Origin of the sequence: Allobosea sp. BE125, from assembly GCF_031456075.1 — a bacterium.
In the GTDB taxonomy this organism is placed as follows: domain Bacteria; phylum Pseudomonadota; class Alphaproteobacteria; order Rhizobiales; family Beijerinckiaceae; genus Allobosea.
This window is the reverse complement of record NZ_JAVDTY010000002.1, coordinates 116947-132773: the sequence shown is the minus strand read 5'-3', so window position 1 is coordinate 132773 and position 15827 is coordinate 116947. Positions and strand designations below refer to the sequence as shown.

At 66.0% G+C, this 15827-nt stretch carries 14 protein-coding genes; 5 read left to right on the top strand and 9 right to left on the bottom strand.

Annotated elements, in window-relative coordinates:
• Positions 1-23 precede the first annotated feature (23 nt).
• Genes lpxA through lpxB form a run of 3 tightly spaced genes read left to right on the top strand, consistent with a single transcriptional unit; the run spans position 24 to position 2874 of the window.
• Entirely contained in the window at positions 24-833 is an 810-nt protein-coding gene (lpxA, locus tag J2Y55_RS05910) for an acyl-ACP--UDP-N-acetylglucosamine O-acyltransferase (RefSeq protein WP_310149125.1), read from the top strand.
• The gene (locus J2Y55_RS05905; protein ID WP_310149122.1) at positions 830-1696 is read left to right on the top strand and encodes an LpxI family protein; all 867 of its coding nucleotides are present in this window, start codon (positions 830-832) and stop codon (positions 1694-1696) included. Before lpxA ends, J2Y55_RS05905 begins: the two co-directional genes overlap by 4 nt.
• Complete coding sequence (gene lpxB / locus J2Y55_RS05900; protein ID WP_310149119.1) at positions 1693-2874, top strand: lipid-A-disaccharide synthase; 1182 nt, start codon at positions 1693-1695, stop codon at positions 2872-2874. Before J2Y55_RS05905 ends, lpxB begins: the two co-directional genes overlap by 4 nt.
• Before the next feature lie 8 nt (positions 2875-2882).
• Here the strand turns inward: lpxB and J2Y55_RS05895 are convergent, their stop codons facing one another.
• From J2Y55_RS05895 to gltX, 3 genes are all read right to left on the bottom strand, one after another.
• Entirely contained in the window at positions 2883-3878 is a 996-nt protein-coding gene (locus J2Y55_RS05895) for a Bug family tripartite tricarboxylate transporter substrate binding protein (protein WP_404978825.1), read from the bottom strand.
• 145 nt (positions 3879-4023) lie between these two features.
• Complete coding sequence (gene gltA, locus J2Y55_RS05890; protein ID WP_069691656.1) at positions 4024-5313, bottom strand: citrate synthase; 1290 nt, start codon at positions 5311-5313, stop codon at positions 4024-4026.
• 285 nt (positions 5314-5598) lie between these two features.
• Positions 5599-7017 carry a glutamate--tRNA ligase gene (gene gltX / locus J2Y55_RS05885; RefSeq protein WP_310149112.1) on the bottom strand — a complete coding sequence of 473 codons (1419 nt, stop codon included), beginning with the start codon at positions 7015-7017 and terminating at the stop codon, positions 5599-5601.
• A gap of 199 nt (positions 7018-7216) precedes the next feature.
• Here gltX and J2Y55_RS05880 point away from each other — a divergent pair, with 199 nt between their 5' ends.
• Positions 7217-9460: a ComEC/Rec2 family competence protein gene (locus tag J2Y55_RS05880; RefSeq protein WP_310149109.1), complete on the top strand. Its 2244-nt coding sequence runs from the start codon at positions 7217-7219 to the stop codon at positions 9458-9460.
• Here J2Y55_RS05880 and lexA read toward each other — a convergent pair.
• The 6 genes from lexA to J2Y55_RS05850 form a co-directional block, all read right to left on the bottom strand.
• Complete coding sequence (gene lexA, locus J2Y55_RS05875) at positions 9454-10173, bottom strand: transcriptional repressor LexA (RefSeq protein ID WP_310149106.1); 720 nt, start codon at positions 10171-10173, stop codon at positions 9454-9456. The two genes, J2Y55_RS05880 and lexA, sit on opposite strands and share 7 nt — an antisense overlap.
• A 134-nt stretch (positions 10174-10307) precedes the next feature.
• Entirely contained in the window at positions 10308-11519 is a 1212-nt protein-coding gene (locus tag J2Y55_RS05870; protein ID WP_310149103.1) for a molybdopterin molybdotransferase MoeA, read from the bottom strand.
• Entirely contained in the window at positions 11516-12001 is a 486-nt protein-coding gene (moaC, locus tag J2Y55_RS05865; protein ID WP_310149100.1) for a cyclic pyranopterin monophosphate synthase MoaC, read from the bottom strand. Before moaC ends, J2Y55_RS05870 begins: the two co-directional genes overlap by 4 nt.
• Positions 11998-12810, bottom strand: a complete 813-nt coding sequence (trpC, locus tag J2Y55_RS05860) for an indole-3-glycerol phosphate synthase TrpC (RefSeq protein ID WP_310149097.1) — start codon at positions 12808-12810, stop codon at positions 11998-12000. The genes moaC and trpC overlap by 4 nt, the downstream gene beginning before the upstream one ends.
• Positions 12811-12817: 7 nt before the next feature.
• A complete protein-coding gene (gene trpD, locus J2Y55_RS05855; protein WP_310149094.1) occupies positions 12818-13831 on the bottom strand; it encodes an anthranilate phosphoribosyltransferase in 1014 nt (337 codons plus the stop codon).
• 15 nt (positions 13832-13846) lie between these two features.
• Positions 13847-14464, bottom strand: a complete 618-nt coding sequence (locus J2Y55_RS05850) for an anthranilate synthase component II (RefSeq protein WP_310150622.1) — start codon at positions 14462-14464, stop codon at positions 13847-13849.
• 140 nt (positions 14465-14604) lie between these two features.
• Between J2Y55_RS05850 and J2Y55_RS05845 the strand changes: the two genes are divergently transcribed.
• Positions 14605-15807: a patatin-like phospholipase family protein gene (locus tag J2Y55_RS05845; RefSeq protein ID WP_310149092.1), complete on the top strand. Its 1203-nt coding sequence runs from the start codon at positions 14605-14607 to the stop codon at positions 15805-15807.
• The last annotated feature ends 20 nt before the right edge of the window (positions 15808-15827 follow it).

Genomic DNA, 15827 nt, shown 5'->3' with positions numbered 1-15827 from the left:
AGCAAGGTCAGGACAGCGATCCCATGAGCGTGACCATTCACCCGATGTCGGTCGTCGATCCGAAAGCGCGCCTTGGGGCGGGCGTTCGCATCGGCCCGTTTTGCACGGTCGGGCCCGACGTGACCCTGGCCGACAATGTCGAACTGATCAGCCATGTCGCGGTTTCCGGAATCACCAGCATCGGTGAGCGCACGAAGCTCTATCCTTTCGCATCGGTCGGCCACCCGCCTCAGGATGTGAAATATCGCGGCGAGCCGTCGACGCTCGTGATCGGCGCCGACTGCCTGATCCGCGAAGGTGTCACCATCAATCCCGGCACCGAGGGCGGCGGCATGGAGACCACGGTCGGTGACCGTTGCTTCTTCCTCGCCAATTCGCATGTCGGCCACGACAGCCATATCGGCAACAACGTCATCTTCTCCAACAACGTCATGTGCGCTGGCCATGTCACGGTCGGCAATTTCGTCATCGTTGGTGGTGGCACGGGCTTGCAGCAATTCATCCGTGTCGGCGATCACGCCTTCATCGGCGGTGGCGCCGGCGTCATGAACGATGTCATCCCCTTCGGCCTGGTGCGCGACAACCCGGCTCACTTGGCCGGTCTCAATCTCGTCGGGCTCAAGCGGCGCGGTTTCTCGCGCGAGCAGATTCATGAATTGCGTCGCGCCTACAGGCTGCTCTTCGCCGATGAAGGCACTTTGTCGGAGCGCGTCGAGGATGTTGCAGGCGAATTTGCCGCCCATCCCCTGATTCACGAAATTCTCGATTTCATCCGCAACGGCAATGAGCGGGCGATTTGCGTCCCGCGCGACGTCAACGCGCCGGATCGGTGAACGCGGCTCATCCCGAGGCGACGGCGGTGGCGCGCGGGCCGCTCGCGATCATCGCCGGCGGCGGCGATTTTCCGCCTGCTCTTGCCGAAATCTTGGCCCGGCAAGGCCACAGCCTGTTTGTCGCCGCACTCGATGGCGCGGCTGACCCGGCACGTTTCGGCGAGATTGCGGTCACCTCATACAGGCTCGGCCAACTCGGGCGACTGCTCGACGATTTGCGCCGTCGGGAGATCGCCGATCTCGTCCTGATCGGCTCGCTGCCGCGCCCGAGCTTCGGTGCGCTGAGGCCGGAAGCCTCGACCTTGAAATATCTGCCTCATTTTGCACGCGCCTTTCAGGGCGGAGACGACCATTTGCTGCGTGGCGTCGTCCGCTTCTTCGAGGAGCGCGGCTTTCGCGTCCACGGCCCCGCCGAGATCGCGCCGGAATTAACCGTCCCAATGGGTGCGCTTGGCCGCAAGGCCGCCACGCCGGCTCAGCATGAATTGATCGCGCGCGGCTTCTCCATGCTGTCCGCGCTTGCCCCTTTCGATGTCGGTCAGGCGGCGATCCTGGCCGATCATCGCATCGTCGCGATAGAAGCGGCCGAGGGCACCGATGCGATGATCCGGCGTGTCGCCGAACTCGCCTCCAGCGGGCGGCTCAAGATAGCCAAGGGCGACGGCGTCCTGGTCAAGGCCCCGAAGGAGGGCCAGGACCTGCGCGTCGACATGCCGGCGATCGGCCCCGATACCTTGCGCAACATCTCAGAGGCGGGCCTTGCCGGTATCGCGCTCAGGGCTGGCCGCGTGCTCGTCGGCGATCGTGGCAAACTCGGCCGGCTTGCCGATCAGCTCGGCGTCTTCGTCGAGGGTGTCATATGAGCCGGCCATTCCGGCTTGCCATCATCGCGGGCGAGGCCTCCGGCGATGCGCTGGCGACGCGTTTCCTCGTGGCGCTGCGTGCCCGCTTGGGCGAGCGGCCGCTCGAACTCATGGGGGTGGGTGGCGAGAGCCTGATCGCGCAGGGGCTCGTCCCGCTGTTCCCGCAAGCCGATATCGCCGTGATGGGGTTCGGGCCTGTCATCGCGCGCTTGCCGCTGCTGCTGCGGCGGATGTCGGATGCGGCGAAGGGCGTTGCCGCCTTCGCGCCCGATCTGCTGCTGACGATCGACAGCCCGGACTTTTCCTTGCGCGTCGCCAAGAAGGTTCGCGCCCGTGCGCCGGCGATCCCGATCGTGCATTGGGTCTGTCCCAGCGTCTGGGCCTGGCGCTCCGGGCGGGCACGGCGCATGGCGCCGCATGTCGACCGCATTCTGGCATTGCTGCCCTTTGAACCGGCCGCCTTGGCGCGGCTGCATGGGCCAAGCACGGTCTATGTCGGGCACCCGCTGATGGAACGCCTGGCCGATCTGCGCCCGAACGTCGATGAAGCGGCTCGCCGCGCCGATAGCGAGCGACCGGAAATCCTGATCCTGCCGGGCAGCCGCCGCTCCGAGATCAATCACCTGATGCCGGCTTTTGGGCAGGCCGTGGCGCTGATCGCCGCCGAGCGGCCGCAAGCGTGCTTCGTCTTGCCGGCCGTCGTGCATCTTCGAGAACTGATCGGCGAAGCCGTCGCTTCCTGGCCGGTCAAGCCCGATATCGTCACCGGCGAGGCCAACAAGCTCGCAGCCTTCCGCGGGGCGCGCGCGGCGCTCGCGGCATCGGGCACCGTTACGCTCGAGCTCGCGCTGGCACAGATCCCCACAGTTGCCGCCTATCGCGGCGCCAATTGGGAAGCCGCTATCGCCAAGCGCTTGATCAAGCTGCCGAGCGTGATCCTGCCGAACCTGATCCTGGGGCGCAGTGTCGTGCCCGAATTCATCCAGGAGACGGCAACGCCTCAGACTTTGAGCCGGGAAGTTCTGGCGATCATTCCAGAGGGCGAGGCGCGCGCGCGCCAATTGGCCGGTTTCGACGAGGTCGAGACGATCATGCGTTCGGCCGGCGCGAGCCCGGCGGCGAATGCCGTCGAGGCCGCGCTGGCCTTGCTTGCATCAGATGATGCGGTGCGGGTTTGAAACCCGGTTCATTCGAGCGCCGCGCCTGACGCCTTGGCGATCGGGAACCATTTCGCCACCTCGATCTTGACGTGTTCGCCGAGTGCTTCGGGTGTCGAGCCGATGATCTCGGCGCTGACGTCGTTGAGGCGCTGCTTCACATTGGCGTCGGTCAGCGCTGTGTTTGCCACGCTGTTGAGCTTGTCGACGATGGGGCGAGGCAGATTGGCCGGCCCGAACAGCGCATTCCAAGTATAGGTCTCATAGCCGGTCAGGCCGCCCTCGGCGATGGTCGGGATGTCGGGGAAGGACGAGACCCGGGCCTTGGTGGTGACGCCGATGGCGCGCAATTGCCCCGTGCGGATGAATTGCGCGGAGGAGGGCAGGTTGTCGAACATGATCGGCACCGCGCCCGAGACCACGTCGTTCAAGGCGGGGCCTGCGCCACGATAGGGCACATGGTTCATGCTGACACCGCCGAGCGACTTGAACAGCTCGCCCGAAAGATGCAGCGGCGTGCCGACGCCTGACGAGGCATAGGCATATTTGCCGGGGTTTTCCTTCAGCAGCTTGATGACTTCCGGCACTGTTTTCGCGGGAAAGTCCGGATGCACGACCATGACGTTGGGCACTATGGCCAGCAGCGAGATCGGTGTGAAATCCTTGACCGGATCGAAGGTGACGGTCTTGAGGATCGCGGGATTGAGCGCATGGGTCGAGATCGTGCCCATCAGGATGGTGTAGCCGTCGGGCGCGGCGCGGGCCACGGCGGTGGAACCAAGGTTGCCGCCCGCTCCGGCGCGGTTCTCGATGATGACCGACTGCCCGAGCAGTTCACCCATCTTCTGGCCGACGAGGCGGGCGACGATGTCGGTGGAGCCGCCGGCGGCGAAGGGAACGATCAGCGAAACCGGTCGCGTTGGGAAGGTGGCTTGCGCCCGCGCGATCGCGGGAAATCCGGCGACCGAAAGCGCCGAGGCTCCGGTCAGGAAAACGCGACGATTCAAGCCATTCTGGTTCGACATAAAACTGCACTCCCAATTGATGGAGTGACGATAGCGTAGGCGCAGATGCGTCTCAGTTATCAATCCTGCGCAACAAAAAAGGCCGCGACGATTGCTCGTCGCGGCCTTCCAAGAGTTGGTCGGACTAAGAGTTGGCCCGGATGTTTCAGCGCCGGCCGATCGGGGTGTATTCGCGCTGGCCGGCGCCGGTGTAGAGCTGGCGCGGACGGCCGATGCGCTGGGACGGATCCTCGATCATTTCCTTCCACTGCGCGATCCAGCCGACGGTGCGCGCAAGCGCGAACAGCGCCGTGAACATCGAAGTCGGGAAGCCCATCGCCTTCAGCGTGATGCCCGAATAGAAATCGATGTTCGGATAGAGCTTCTTCTCGATGAAATAGGGGTCCGACAGCGCGATGCGCTCGAGCTCGATGGCGACGTCGAGCAGCGGATCGTCCTTGATGCCGAGCTCGTTGAGCACCTCATGCGTGGTCTTCTGCATGATCTTGGCGCGCGGATCGTAGTTCTTGTAGACCCGGTGGCCGAAGCCCATCAGTCGGAAGGGGTCGTTCTTGTCCTTCGCCTTGGCGATGTATTTCGGGATGTTCTCGACCGAGCCGATCTCCTCGAGCATCTTGAGGGCGGCTTCATTGGCGCCGCCATGAGCAGGGCCCCAGAGGCAGGCTGCGCCGGCCGCGATGCAGGCGAAGGGATTGGCGCCCGACGAGCCGGCGAGCCGGACCGTCGAGGTCGAGGCGTTCTGCTCATGGTCGGCGTGCAGGATGAAGATACGGTCGAGCGCGCGCGACAGCACCGGATTGACCTTGTACTCCTCGGCAGGCACCGCAAAGCACATGCGCAGGAAGTTCGAGGTGTAATCGAGCGAGTTCAGCGGGAACACGAAGGGCTGGCCGATGGTGTATTTGAACGCCATGGCGGCGAGCGTCGGCATCTTCGCGATCATGCGCATCGAGGCGATCATGCGCTGCTGCGGATCGGAGATGTCAGTCGAGTCGTGATAGAACGCCGACATCGCGCCGATCGAGCCGACCATCACCGCCATCGGGTGAGCGTCACGGCGGAAACCCTGGAAGAAGCGGGCCATCTGCTCGTGCACCATGGTGTGGCGCGTCACGCGATAGTCGAAATCGGCCTTCTGCGCGGCGGTCGGCAATTCGCCTTCCAGCAGCAGATAGCAGGTCTCGAGGAAGTCGCCATGCTCGGCGAGCTGCTCGATGGGGTAGCCACGATAGAGCAGGATGCCCTCGTCGCCGTCGATATAGGTGATCTGCGACTCGCAGCTCGCCGTGGAGGTGAAGCCCGGGTCATAGGTGAACATGCCCGTTTGCGAGTAGAGCTTGGCGATGTCGATGACGGAGGGGCCGATCGACCCCTTCTTGATCGCCATGTCGATGGTTTTTCCGTCGACCTGGAGCTGGCTGCTATTTCCGCTCATCGATACCGATCCTTTCAGGCTCGTTGCTGACCAGTCGCTGTTCCATCAGGCCCAACACCGAATTGTTGCGCACGAGACATCTCTGTCATCCGAAGGCCTGGACGTGACGGCCCTGTGACGGAACGGCAAATGCGGATACGGGCAGGAAGATGGTTCATCCAACTGATATTCAAGCAATATTTGTGCCCCTTCCACCACGCGGCGGAGCCGGTCACATGGCGCGTCACTAGACCATTTGCAGAGGCGGTTCAACAGAGCCGAAAGGGGGACAGAGCCCTCGCCACGTCATGACTGATCCACTAGGCGCGCCAGCGTCTCCTCGCGGCCGAGCACAGCCATGACGTCGAACAGGCCAGGCGACATGGCGCGGCCCGTCAGGGCGGCGCGCAGGGGCTGCGCTGCCTGGCCGAGCTTGAGCCCATGCTCCTCGGCATAGCCGCGAACCACGGCCTCCAGCGCCTCCGGCGACCAGTCGTTCAAGGCCGAGAGTTTCTCCGCCAGGCCCGGCAGGCGCTGGCGTGCGGCCTCGTCGAGCAGGGCTGTGGCCTTCTGATCGAGCTGCAGCGGGCGCGGGGCGTAAAGATAGTAGGCGCTGTCGAGCAGCTCGATCAGCGTCTTGGCGCGCTCCTTCAAGCCAGGCATGGCGGCAAGGAAGCGCGCCTCAAGCTCCGGCGAAAGCTCTGCCGGCAGGCCGCGTGCCGGGCCGATCTCGGGCAGGATGACTTTGAGCGCATCGAGCAGAGCCTGGTCTTCGGACTGGCGCATATAGAGCCCGTTCAAGCTCTCCAGCTTGGCGTAGTCGAAACGCGCCGGCGAACGGCCGATCGAGGACAGGTTGAACAGCGCGATCATCTCGTCGGTCGAGAAGATCTCCTGGTCGCCATGGCTCCAGCCGAGGCGCAGCAGATAATTGCGCAGCGCCACCGGCAAATAGCCCATGGAGCGATAGGCATCGACGCCGAGCGCACCATGGCGCTTGGAGAGTTTTGCTCCATCGGCCCCGTGGATCAGCGGGATATGCGACATGCTCGGCACCTGCCAGCCCATCGCCTGGTAGATCTGGGTCTGGCGGGCTGCGTTGGTCAGATGGTCGTCGCCGCGAATGACATGGGTCACGCCCATGTCGTGATCGTCGACCACCACGGCCAGCATGTAGGTCGGGTTTCCGTCGGAGCGCAGCAGGACGAGGTCGTCGAGGTTCTCGTTTTGCCAGACGACGCGGCCCTGGACCTCGTCCTCGACCACGGTCTCGCCGGTCTGCGGCGCGCGCAGGCGAATGACCGGCTTCACGCCGACCGGGGCCGTCGCCGGATCACGATCGCGCCAGCGGCCGTCATAGCGCATCGGCCGGCCCTCGGCCTTGGCCTTCTCGCGCATCTCGTCGAGCTCGGCCGGCGTCGCATAGCAATAATAAGCCTTGCCGGCAGCCAGCATCTGCTGGGCTACCTCGCGATGCCGCTCGGCACGGGCGAACTGGTAGACGGTGTCGCCATCCCAATCGAGCCCGAGCCAGCTCAACCCGTCGAGGATCGCGGCGATCGCCGGTTCCGTCGAGCGCTCGCGATCGGTGTCCTCGATCCGCAACAGCATCTTTCCGCCATGGCGGCGCGCATAGAGCCAGTTGAACAGGGCCGTCCGCGCTCCGCCGATATGCAGGAATCCGGTGGGCGAGGGGGCAAAGCGCGTGACGACCGCATCACTCATGAAGGCTGGGCTCCGGCTGGGCTCGTGAATCGGCAGCCCAAGGCAAAACAGGAAGGGAAGGCAAAAACAGGACAATTCACCGGTCATGGCATGACAGCCGGCGTGGCCCCTGTAACATGGCTCGGCCGCCCGCGTTAAGCGCAAGATCGCGGGCGGGCAGGGGGAAGGGGCGGCGGTGCATAGGGGACCGTCAGAGCAGATGAAATCACGCGGCGCGCTGGCCGGCGTCCTGCCGTGGCGCCTGCCCGGCTCATGGCTCGGCGGCGGTGTCGGCCTGGCATGGCGGGATTGGCCCAGGCAGGCGCGACAGGCCTTCGCCGCAGAGGCGGAGCGACGGCGGCTCTTCCTCTGGTTCCCGGTCATGATGGGCATCGGCATTCTGCTCTACTTCGCCGGCGACCGGGAGCCCGCGCTATGGGCGCCGCTTGCCGGCGTCGCGCTTGCAAGCGGCCTCGCCATAGCTCTGCGCCGGCGGCGGCTCGCCTTGCCGGTTTGTCTCGGGCTGGTTGCGGTCTTCGTCGGCTTCTCGGCGGCGACCTGGCGCACCGCGACGATCATGGCGCCGATCCTGGATCGCCCGCGCAGCGGCCAGCTCACCGGCTATGTCGAATCCGTCGAGGCGCGCGATGCAGGCGCTCGCCTCGTCGTGCTGGTCACCGGGATAGCCGGCGTCGAAGCGGAGCGACGGCCCAAACGCGTCCGCGTCAACATCAAGGCGGAGACAGTCGCGCCGGGAGATCATATCACGGCCAATGCGCGCCTTCTGCCGCCACCTGGTCCGGCGCGACCGGGCGGCTATGATTTCGGCCGCGACGCGTTCTTTCGCGGCATCGGCGCGGTCGGCAATATCCCCGGCAAGATCATGCTGACGCCGGCGCCCGGCCCGCCTCCACCCGAGCTCGCAAGAGCCGTGCTGATCGACCGCGCCCGCAACGCCCTGACCGCCCGCATCGCCAGCGTCGGTGGCGGGCAGGCCGGTGCGATGGCGGCGGCGCTGGTGACCGGCAAGCGTGGCCTGATCACGGAAACGACCAATGCCGATCTGCGCGCGGCGGGTATCTACCACGTCGTCTCGATTTCGGGCCTGCACATGGTGCTCGCCGCCGGTACGATCCTCTGGCTGGTGCGGGCGCTGCTGGCGCTCTCGCAGACGCTGGCCTTGCATTGGCCGCTCAAGAAGATTGCCGCCGTTGCCGCCATGGTCGGAGCAACCGCCTATTGCATCTTCTCCGGCTCCGACGTCGCAACCGTCAGGTCATTGATCATGACGCTGGTGATGCTCGGCGCAATCCTGATCGACCGCCCGGCGCTGAGCATGCGCAACCTTGCCTTGGCGGCCATCATCGTCTTGCTGCGCGAGCCCGAGGCGCTGCTCGGGCCGAGCTTCCAGATGTCGTTCGGGGCGGTCGCGGCGCTCATCGCCTTTGCCGAGCGCTGGGAGGAACGCAATCAGACCGCGCCGCCATCGCCATGGCCCTGGCCGCTGCGCCCACTCTGGATCGCCGCCAGCGGCACCGTCATCACGACCCTGCTGGCGACGGCGGCGACGGCTCCGTTCGGCGCCTATCATTTCCAGACCTTCAATCCGTTCGGGCTGCTCGGCAATGCGCTCGCCTTGCCCTTCGTCTCGCTGTTCGTCATGCCGGCTGCGGTGTTCGGAGTGCTGGTCTACCCCTTCGGCCTCGACTGGCCGGCCTGGTGGCTGATGGGCGCCGCCTCCGAGGTGGTGCTGCGGCTGGCCCACTGGGTCGCGGCGATCGACCATTCGACGCTGATCATTCCCGCCTTCGGCGAGGCCGCGCTGGTCTGCCTCGCCATGACATTGCTCTGGCTGACGCTGTGGAGCACGAAGCTTCGGCTGCTCGCCATCGTGCCGCTGGTGATGGGTGTCACGGTTGCGGCCAAGCCGGACCGGCCGGATATCGTCATCGAACGCGACGGTTCCGGTCTCGTCGTGCGCGGAGCCGACGACCGTTTCATTCTGGCCGGCCGGCCAAGCAGCTTCGTGCTGCAACAATGGCTCACCGCCGATGGCGATGGGCGGCAGCCCACGGATGCGAGCCTGCGCCAGAATGCGGCTTGCGATACGCAAGGCTGTGTCGTCACTGCCCGCAATGGCCGCCGCATCGCCTATGCGAAAGACCGGCTCGCCGTCATCGAGGATTGCCTGCGCGCCGATCTCGTCGTCACGCCGATACCCTGGTCGGCTCCCTGCGCAGCGAAGCTGGTCGACCGGACGGCCCTGAGCCGCGACGGCGCGACCTCCCTCATCGGCACTGCAGGCGGCTGGCGTATGGTCCAGGCAGAACGGAAGGATGCCGATCGCCCTTGGATGCGCAAGCGCGCGGTGACAAGCCCAAGGCCCGCGCAGCCGCCCCCGACGCGGCAGCCGGAGAGGAACGATACGGGTGATGTGGCAGCCGAGCCCGATCGGCTTCAGTAGCGCCGCATCAGATTGACCAACCGGCCCTGGATCTTGACCCGATCGGGGCCGAGCACACGGGTTTCATAAGCCGGGTTTGCGGCTTCAAGCGCGATTGACGAGCCACGTTTGCGCAGGCGCTTCAGCGTCGCCTCCTCGTCATCGATCAGCGCCACGATGATGTCGCCGGTATTGGCCGTGTCCTGCCGGCGGATGACGACGGTGTCGCCGTCGAGAATGCCGGCATCGACCATCGAATCGCCACGCACCTCAAGCGCAAAATGTTCACCGGTGCCGAGCATGTCCGCCGGCAGCGCGACACTATGGCTGCGGCTCTGGATCGCCGAGATCGGCGTGCCGGCGGCGATCCGCCCCATCACCGGAATTGCGATCGTGGCCCGCGCATCCTCTTCGGGACTGGGCGCCGGGCGCGCCTTGCCGAGGCCGCCGCCCTGGCCAAGCCCGCCTTGCACGATGGAGGGGCTGAAGCGCGCCCGCCCGCCCTGTGGCATGCCGACGCCATCGGGAAGCTTGATCACCTCCAACGCGCGGGCGCGATTGGGCAGCCGGCGAATGAAGCCGCGTTCCTCCAACGCCATGATCAGGCGATGAATGCCGGATTTCGAGCGGAGATCGAGCGCGTCCTTCATCTCGTCGAAGGAGGGCGGCACGCCGCTTTCACGCAGGCGTTCCTGGATGAAGCGGAGCAATTCGAATTGTTTGCGTGTCAGCATGGTCCCCGCCAGCGCCCGCGGCGCGAATTCGAAACAAATCACGAACATCATACACGTTCGTGTTGTGTTCCGCAAGCAAGTCCAGAGCCGGACCCGATCAGATTGCATCGCAACCCGATCGGATAACGCTTTCTCTAGCGGAGGCGGATGATCCGGCAGGGCGCGCCTTCTTTTGCCGGCTTTGCATGGGCCGGGCGAATGACCAGCGCCCGAGCACGTGCCAGATTGCCCAGCATCGAGGAATCCTGCTTGGCGAAGGGGCTGGCGAGCCAACCGGCCTCGATGTGCTGAAGATCGGCGCGCAGATAATCCTCGCGTTCATCATTAGCCGGCATATCGATTCCGAGGATCGCCGGCTCGCTGCGGTCGCGCGCGGGATCGGGCATGCCGAGCAGCGCCTCGATCAGCGGTGCCACGAACAGATGCCCGCAGACGATCGACGAGACCGGGTTACCGGGCAAGCCTACGGCGACCATGGCCCCGAGCCGTCCCATCATCATCGGCTTGCCCGGCCGCATCGCGATCTTCCAGAAGCCGAGCTCCATGCCCTGGCGCTTCAAGGCCTCCTGCACAAGGTCATGCGCCCCGACCGAAGCGCCGCCGAGCGTGATCAGCACGTCAGCGCCGGCTGCTCGCGCCCGCTCGATCTTGGCGGCGAGATCAGGATGATTGTCGCGCGCGATGCCGAGATCGAAGGCCGTTCCGCCGAGCTCCTCGACGATCGCCGCCAAGGAATAGCTGTTCGAGGCGACGATCTGGTCGGGCCCGACCGTTTCGCCCGGCAGGACGAGCTCGTCTCCGGTCGCCAGGATCGCGACCAGAGGCTTGCGTCGAACCGGCAGGGCAGGGTGTCCGGCTGCTGCCGCGAGGCCGAGTGCAGCACTGTCGAGCCGGCGTCCCGCCGGGAGGAGGAGGTCGCCTTTGCGGAAATCGAGCCCGGCGGGGCGGACGAAACGCCCCGGCTCAGCCCCTTCGCGGACGCGGATGACCGCGCTGCCGACACCGTCGGCATTCTCCTGGATCAGGATCGTATCGGCACCGTCGGGCATAGGCGCGCCGGTGAAGATGCGAATTGCCTCGCCGGCGCCGACCGTCCCTGCAAAGGCGCGCCCGGCCGCCGATTCGCCGATGACACGCAGCTCATTTGCCGGCGTAAGATCTATGGCTCGGGCCGCGTAGCCATCCATGGCGGAATTGGCGAAAGGCGGCTGCGTCCTGAGCGCGACGATATCGGCGCCCAAAACGCGCCCGGCGCAGGAGGCGAGCGGAACGGTCTCGACGGGCGTGGGCGCGGGAACGCTGTCGAGCAGCGCCTGCAGTGCGACCTTGACCGGGGTCAGGCTCATGCCGGCTGCCCCGCCTCGTAGACGCCGGATGTCCCGCCGGATTTGTGTACCAGCCGAATGCCCTCGATATGCATCGCGCGATCGACCGCCTTGACCATGTCGTAGACGGTGAGACAGGCGACACTGACGGCGGTGAGTGCCTCCATCTCGACGCCGGTCTGGCCTTTCATCTTCACCTCGGCGCGCACGCGCACGCCGGGCAATGCCTCGTCGATCGTGAGATCGACGGCGATCTTGCTGATCAGCAGCGGGTGGCAAAGCGGAATCAGTTCATGCGTGCGCTTGGCCGCCATGATGCCGGCGAGCCGGGCGGTGCCGAGCACATCGCCCTTCTTTGCGTCGCCGCGCCGCACGATGTCGAGCGTGGCTGCCTGCATCACCACATTGCCCTCGGCGATGGCGATACGCGTCGTCTCGGCTTTGTCGCCAACATCCACCATATGGGCCTGGCCCTGCGCATCGAGGTGGCTGAGGCCGGTCACGCCGCGGCCTCCTTGCCTGGACGGGCAAGCAGAGCGCGCGTCGCCTGCGCCACATCCGCCTGGCGCATCAGGCTCTCGCCGACCAGGAAGGTGTCGACGCCGACGAGCCGCAGCCTGGCGATATCGGCTGGGCCGAAGATGCCGCTCTCGCCGACGATGATCCGATCATCGGGAATGCGCGGTGCCAGGCGTTCGGTGACGGCGAGGTCGACATGGAAGCTACGCAGATCGCGGTTGTTGATGCCGAGCAGATGGCTGTCGATCTCTAGCGCACGATCGAGCTCGGCCTCGTCATGAACCTCGACGAGGACGTCCATCCCGAGGCTCTGCGCCGTGGCGTTGAGCTCGCGCGCCGTGGCGTCGTCGACGCCGGCCATGATGATCAGGATGCAATCGGCGCCCCAGGCCCGCGCCTCGAACACCTGATAGGCGTCGTAGAGGAAGTCCTTGCGCAGTGCCGGCAGGCCGGAGGCCTCGCGCGCTTGCGTCAGGAATTCGGGCCGACCCTGGAACGATGGCGCGTCAGTCAGCACGGAGAGGCAGGCGGCTCCGCCTGCCGCATAAGCCTTCGCCAGTGATGGCGGATCGAAATCCTCCCGGATCAGCCCCTTTGACGGGCTCGCCTTCTTGATCTCCGCGATCAATGCCGGCTGGCCCGTGGCATGCTTTGCCGCGAGCGCCGCGGCAAAGCCGCGTACGGGCGAGGCGGCCAGCGCCAGCCGCTCGATCTCGGCTTGCGGGACCGCGGCCTTGGCGGCGGCGATCTCCTGGCGCTTATAGGCCTCGATCTTCGCGAGAATATCGGTCATCGCCGCCTCACGCGTTCGAGCTGACGATCAATGCATCGAGCCGGGCCTTGGCGCGACCGCTGTCGAGCGCGGCGAAAGCCTGAGCCAGCCCGTCGCGCAGATCGCCCGCCTTGCCGGCAACGACGAGCGCAGCCGCCGCATTGAAGGCCGCGATATCGCGAAAGGCGGTCTTCTGCCCATCAAGCACGGCGCGCAGCGCGGCCGCATTCTGTTCCGGCTCGCCGCCGCGCAGATCCGCAGGCTTCGCCAGCGCAAGCCCGACATCGCCCGGGCTGATCGTGAAGCTCTCGATCTTGCCGCCATCGAGCGAGACGACCCGTGTCGGCCCGGTGGTGGTGATCTCGTCGAGACCATCGGAGCCGTGCACGGCCCAAATCCGCTGCGAGCCGAGCGAGGCCAGAACCTTCACCATCGGCTCCAGCCAGGTTTCGGAAAAGGCGCCGACGAGCTGCCTGGTCACGCCGGCCGGATTCGACAGGGGGCCGAGCAGGTTGAAGATCGTGCGGGTGCCGAGTTCGGTGCGCACCGGCGCGACATGGCGCATCGAGGCGTGGTGCGTCGGCGCGAACATGAAGCCGAGGCCGGCCTCCTTGATGCAGCGCTCTGTCGCCGCCGCGTCGAGCCCGACCTTGACGCCGAGCGCCATCAGCACATCGGCCGCGCCCGAGCGAGAGGAGGCGGCGCGGTTGCCGTGCTTGGCGACAGGCACACCACAGGCGGCCGTGATGATCGCGGCCAATGTCGAGACATTGTAGGAGCCCGACGAATCGCCGCCGGTGCCGACGATGTCGATGGCATCAGCCGGAGCCTGGACCTTGACCATCTTGCCGCGCATAGCGGCGACAGCCCCGGTGATCTCCTCTGTGGTCTCGCCGCGCACGCGCAAGGCCATCAGGAAGGCCGCGGCCTGGGCGTTGGTGACCTCGCCCGAGAGTATCGTGTCGAAGGCGTCTTTGGCCTCGTCGCGCGAAAGCGTGGCTCCGGTCGCGACCTTGGCGATGAAGGGTTTGAAGTCGTCCATGGGAACTCTGTGAAATCAGGCGGTCTGGGGCAGGGCGGCGGGGCGGTGCTGCTGCGACCATCGCTCGGAGCTCTCGAGGAAATTGCGCAGGATCGTCGCGCCATGCTCGGAGGCGATGCTCTCGGGGTGGAACTGCACGCCCTGCACGGGAAATTCGCGATGCGACAGCGCCATGATCAACCCGTCATCGCTCTCCGCCTCGATATCGAGTGCTGCGGGGCAGGTTTGACGGGAGACGACGAGCGAATGGTAGCGCGTCGCCTGGATCGGCCCGTTGATGCCACGGAACATGCCGCGCGACTGATGCCGGATCGCCGAGATCTTGCCGTGCATCGGCAGGGGAGCTCGCACGACATCGCCGCCGAAGACCTGGCCGATCGCCTGCAGGCCCAGGCAGACGCCGAAGATCGGCTTGGTTCCAGCGCCTTCGCGCACGAGGTCAAGGCAGATGCCGGCCTCGTTGGGCGTACAGGGGCCGGGCGACAGCACGATCGCGTCGTAGTCGTCGGACAACGCCTCAGAGACCGTGACCGCATCGTTGCGGCGCACGACGACGTCAGCCCCCAGCCCGCCGATCAGGTGGACGAGGTTCCAAGTGAAGCTGTCGTAGTTGTCGATCAGCAGGATGCGCATCGGTTCAAGGCTCAAGCTAGGGCGCAAGGTCATGCACGGTCGAGGGCAGGGCGGTCAAGTTGCAGCGCCGTCGAACGCCGTTGCGTGGTAAGGCTATCGCCCAGCAGGATGCGTTTGTGGTGAGTGCGCGGGGGCGGTGCGTGGCGTTCAATCGATATATCGGCCGGTATATTGGCATGGTGACGGCCGCGCTGTTGCTGGCCGGCTGCAACACCGGCGAGCGGCCTCAGGCCTTGCCCTATGAAGGGCTCGCGACGGCCGAACTCACCGGCTATGGCGTGATCCGCTTCTGGGCCGACGCGGTCGATGCGCAGACGAAGACCTATCTCGACGTCCAGTACCGCCAGATCGCCAGATCGGGCTGCGAACCCTGCCAGAGATCGGCTTCCTTCCTGGCGATCTCTGGCGGCAGCGCGGACGGCGCCTATGGTGCAGGTTTCCTCAAGGGCTGGAGTGCGCGCGGAGATCGCCCGCAATTCGAGGTCGTCACCGGCGTCAGCACCGGTTCGCTCGCCGCGCCGTTTGCCTTCCTCGGCCCCGCGCATGATGCCGAACTCGAGGAAATCTACACCCGCTATGGCGACAAGGACCTCTTCAACGACAAGGGCGTGATCGGCCTCGTCGGCGAATCGCTCTACGACACTGCGCCACTGCGTCGCCTGATCGAGCGCTATGCCAGCGATGATCTGCTCGACGCCATCGCGGTCGAGCATCGCAAGGGCCGCCGCCTGCTGGTGCAGACCACCAATCTCGATGCCCAGCGCCCGGTGATCTGGGACATGGGTGCGATCGCCGCCAGTGGCCAGGCGAGCCGCCGCCAGCTCTTCGTCGATATCCTGCTGGCTTCGGCCGCGATCCCAGCCGCGTTCCCGCCGGTGCGGCTCAGCGTCTCCAGCAATGGGCGGCTTTATGACGAGCTCCACGTCGATGGCGGTGTCGCTTCGCAGATCTTCTTCGCTCCGCCGGGGCTCGATCTGAACGGTGCGGCGCGGCGCAATCTCGGACATGAGCGCAAATTGGCGCTCTTCGTCATCCGCAACGGCAAGCTGAAGCCGGAATACAAGGCGAGCATCCAGACGGTTGCAGGCTTGGCGACGCGCTCGATCGCGACCCTGGTGAAGTACCAGGCGCTTTCCAACATCGCCGCGATCTCGGAACGGGCGCGTCGGCTGAGGGCAAGCTTTGCCTTCACGGCCGTGCCGGACGATTTCGCGGGCAAGCCGCGCTCGGAGTTCGACTCGCTTTACATGCAGGAGCTGTTCAAGCTCGGCTACGAACAGGCGCGCGCCGGCCATGCCTGGTTGAACGAGGCGCCGGCTTCGCCGACGCTGGCTATACGCTGAAGCGAGCCAGAGGCTGTTAT

Coding starts and splice junctions, on each gene's coding strand:
- J2Y55_RS05870 (WP_310149103.1), bottom strand. CDS start 11,519: ATGAGCCTGACCCCGGTCAAGGTCGCACTGCAGGCGCTGCTCGACAGC.
- J2Y55_RS05850 (WP_310150622.1), bottom strand. CDS start 14,464: ATGCGCATCCTGCTGATCGACAACTACGACAGCTTCACTTGGAACCTC.
- lpxB (WP_310149119.1), top strand. CDS start 1,693: ATGAGCCGGCCATTCCGGCTTGCCATCATCGCGGGCGAGGCCTCCGGC.
- gltX (WP_310149112.1), bottom strand. CDS start 7,017: ATGAGTGATGCGGTCGTCACGCGCTTTGCCCCCTCGCCCACCGGATTC.
- lexA (WP_310149106.1), bottom strand. CDS start 10,173: ATGCTGACACGCAAACAATTCGAATTGCTCCGCTTCATCCAGGAACGC.
- lpxA (WP_310149125.1), top strand. CDS start 24: ATGAGCGTGACCATTCACCCGATGTCGGTCGTCGATCCGAAAGCGCGC.
- trpC (WP_310149097.1), bottom strand. CDS start 12,810: ATGACCGATATTCTCGCGAAGATCGAGGCCTATAAGCGCCAGGAGATC.
- trpD (WP_310149094.1), bottom strand. CDS start 13,831: ATGGACGACTTCAAACCCTTCATCGCCAAGGTCGCGACCGGAGCCACG.
- gltA (WP_069691656.1), bottom strand. CDS start 5,313: ATGAGCGGAAATAGCAGCCAGCTCCAGGTCGACGGAAAAACCATCGAC.
- J2Y55_RS05880 (WP_310149109.1), top strand. CDS start 7,217: ATGAAATCACGCGGCGCGCTGGCCGGCGTCCTGCCGTGGCGCCTGCCC.
- J2Y55_RS05895 (WP_404978825.1), bottom strand. CDS start 3,878: ATGTCGAACCAGAATGGCTTGAATCGTCGCGTTTTCCTGACCGGAGCC.